General features: G+C 51.6%; 2 protein-coding genes. Both read right to left on the bottom strand.

Annotated features, from left to right (window positions below; translation table 11 throughout):
* Positions 1 to 2,586: glycoside hydrolase family 48 protein (locus tag VF260_05885; GenBank protein ID HEX7056713.1), on the bottom strand; the 2,586-nt coding region annotated here is incomplete at its 3' end.
* Positions 2,587 to 3,074: 488 nt separating this feature from the next.
* A partial coding sequence (locus VF260_05880; protein HEX7056712.1) for a hypothetical protein occupies positions 3,075 to 3,327 on the bottom strand: 253 nt, incomplete at its 5' end.

The following is a 3,327-nucleotide window of genomic DNA, read 5'->3' as shown; positions in this document are numbered from 1 at the left end:
GCCGATTTCGAGATAGCTGTCGGCGCCTGTTGCGGCGGGTGATCGCGAGCCGAATGTGCCGGTTACGTTGCCGCAGCCTACCACGGCATAATCGCAATGGTATTCTTCCGCCTGGTTTTGCCCCTTCGTATACCAGTAGCGAATCGTTAAGCTGCTAAGCGGAACCGCGCTTGTACCGTTATTGACGATGCGCATCTGCGGCTTCATCTGATTGTCGGTCGCGCTCGCATCGCCCACCCGGTATTCGACTTGCAAAACGGCGTTGGCTGTTGAAGTCGGCGTCGGTGTCGGCGTAACGGTTGGCGTAGGCGTAGGTGTCGGTGTAGGTGTTTCTGTAGGTGTTGGAGTTACCGTCGGTGTCGGCGTAGGAGAAATAGAGCCGTTTGCGATCAATCTGTCATATTCCGCATAAGCTGTGGCGATATCGACTTGCGCCCAAAAACGGTGATAAGTAAAAGTCGGCGCTCCGTTTTCCCACTGCTGTGTAGCCGGGTTCCAGGAAGTGTTGTACAAATTCTCAAGATAAGACCATTGCGGATCTTGCTTGATTTTCGGGCGCAATTCGGAGTAGCTGATGTATACCCCGTTGCCGCCTTTGGAAGGATCGGAAGGAACCGCGCCGGGACCGGGAATCGTGTTGCCTTGCCCGTAAGTTCCAGACCAGCCGCTTGGGAAATAAATTTCTTTGGTAAAGAAGCGGTAATAATCTTTTCTTGTTTCCGGAATGGCGATGCCTATGCCGTCGTTGAAGTTCCAGGCAATATTCAACAGTTGTTCCGCCATCGTTTTTGCCTGGTTGCCCAATGCGCTATAGTCGCCGGATTCCGCTTTTGTAGCGGCCGCATAATAGCTCAGCAATTTGATATAACTCCCAAGCACGCCGATGTCCTGACTCGGATCTTTGGTAATGACATGGTAATTCGGATTTCCGGTAAAATTGCTGAAGCCGTCCCAATTATCCGGTTGCCCTTGCCATTCTTGCCCGCCCGGAATATAAAATTGGCCGGGATCGGGAATCGTGGCTACCTGCGGATTATTGCCGCCTAAAATGCGGTTGCCGTTAGCGTCCAAATAATATCCGGATGAGTCGGTTACCGGCTTTTCGTCGATAAACGTGTAGCTCATCGCCCACTTGACCCATTTATCCAAAACGGTTTTCGCCATCTGGTAATGCTGTGAAGTTTTATCGCCTTTTAGCGCCAACGTATAGTAATATTCAGCGATCCGTTCTACCGGCCAAGCCTGAAAACCGAACCAGGTGTTGGAAGGCGGATCATGATAAACAGGCGCTTCATCGTAGACCATATTGTAAAATGTGCTTTTTCCGGCTTGATACGGTTGATAGCTGCCGCCAACGCTATTTGTCGCACCGCCGCCGATTGCCCCCTCGCTGGACAGAAGCCAAGTATAGAATTCCAGCTGCCTTTGCAACGAGGTTTCCCAATCCGTTTGCGCGGTAGGCGATTTTGGCATAAGCCCGCCTTCGGAAAGCGCGTATGCGGCTTGAACGTTCTGATAGGCTTGATGGTTATGGCTGGCGCCGATTCTCCACGCCCAATTTCCACCGGAGCCCAAACCGCCGCCCCAAGCCGTATACCAAGCCAACAAGTAATGCGCGGAATCTTTGCCGGTGCCGGGGGTGGGCGACCCGTCCGCCGCGCTGCCGATTTGCTGAAAATATTTGTCATACATGCCGTAACGCAGATAATCGCCCATTTTTTTCGCTTTGTCCAAGTATGTTGCGTTGTTGTAACCTAGCGATTTCGCCAAATACATGACTTGAATGGCGCGGGCATCCGCATCTGTCGCATCGGTATAGCGCCATTGCTGCGCCGGTGCGCTTTGGTCTTTTACAAACAGGCTCACAAAACCTTCACCCTGTTTGCCGAAACTGAAATTGTCCTGGGACGGATGCGTGATCGCTTCCCAAACGGATTCCTGCTCGCCCCTTTGGAATGTGTTGACATAGGCGGCTGTGTGCGACGGGTTTAAAGTGTTGCCAAATCCATACCAATTGTCGACGTCAAGCAGCCAATGCATCAAATAGGTCTGATTATTGCCGTATGTTGCCCTCAATTCCGCATCGAGCGGATCTTTGCCCGCCGTGACGGAACTGTTCAGCATTGTCGGGTACATATCGGGATATGGATGCTCGGGTGCATATGTCGCCGGACTCGAAGGATTGTAGGAGCCCATCGTCGGCTGTTCGGACGCATTGGGAATAATAAATTGTTCCATTTTATCCCACGCCGCTTCAAGTTTGCTCCAGTCGCCGGTATAGTAGCCATACATCGTTTCCAGCCACAGCCAGTAACTGAACGCTTCCGATGTTGTCATATGCCCGTAATCCGGTGCTTCCGACAAAAGCGTCTCAACGGCATGATACGGCAATCCTTCAGGTGAAAAATATCCGTTAGCCGGGTTTTTGATCTGATCGTACAATTGTAAAAAATGGTCTTTATAAATGGTGTCTTGCGCCGCTTCGGCCTTATTTTGCGGAACGCCGATAGAGGCGGCAAAAAAAGAGAATATGAGAAGAAAAGTGAGGATCAAGCTCCCCGTTTTTTTGAACTTTGGCAATTTCATGACATCATTCCCCTCCTTATTGTGGCTATTCGGATTTGTTGAAGGAGCCGATTTGAAACCGGCCCCTTTTACTGACTGGCTAGTGTACTGCTGTGGGCTGACTTTTAGCCTTTAACGTTCGTAGGAGAGCTTATTTTGCGTGAATAGCCCGCTTCTCGTTTCTAACGGACGTGAGAGCGCCTATTCTTGCATTTTTCCTGATATTCGGGCATGGAAATGGCGAATAGCCGCTGTGGTGACCGTTAAAATTTTTAAGCAGCCTTTTTTCGGCAAATAGCGTCTGCTACGTCCGTTAGCGTTGGGCGGTAAGGCGAACCATCCGTTTTAGCGTTGCGCAGGGAGATGCTCACCCGCTTTAACGTTGCGCGGGGAGATGCTCGCCCGCTTTAGCGTTGCGCAGGAGGCTTAACGTTTACCAAACGCATGTGCTGGAAGCTGGCTGCCTAAAGGTGGTGGGGTTAGAACCGGCACATGGAAATGAAATAACGTTACGGTTCCGTGCCCCAGACGAGCACGCCATCTTGGTACAACGTTGCATGATCCCAGTTGGCAAACGTCGTCTTCGTCGCGTCGAACGAATAGTCGTCGCTTTCGTTGTAATTCGTCCAGTCGTTCTTGTTGATCCGCGTCTGAATCTCCCCGCTGTTGCCGCCCGCTATGATGCTGCCGGCTTCAGGGGCGAATTTGACTTCAAGGTAATAGTCCGCCCCGCTCTTTGCCGCCCCCATCTTCACCAGGCTG

The sequence above is a fragment of the Bacilli bacterium genome, from assembly GCA_036381315.1.
Taxonomy (GTDB): Bacteria; Bacillota; Bacilli; order Paenibacillales; family KCTC-25726; genus DASVDB01.
Note: the sequence above shows the minus strand (reverse complement) of the source record. Positions and strands in the feature narration are given on the sequence as shown.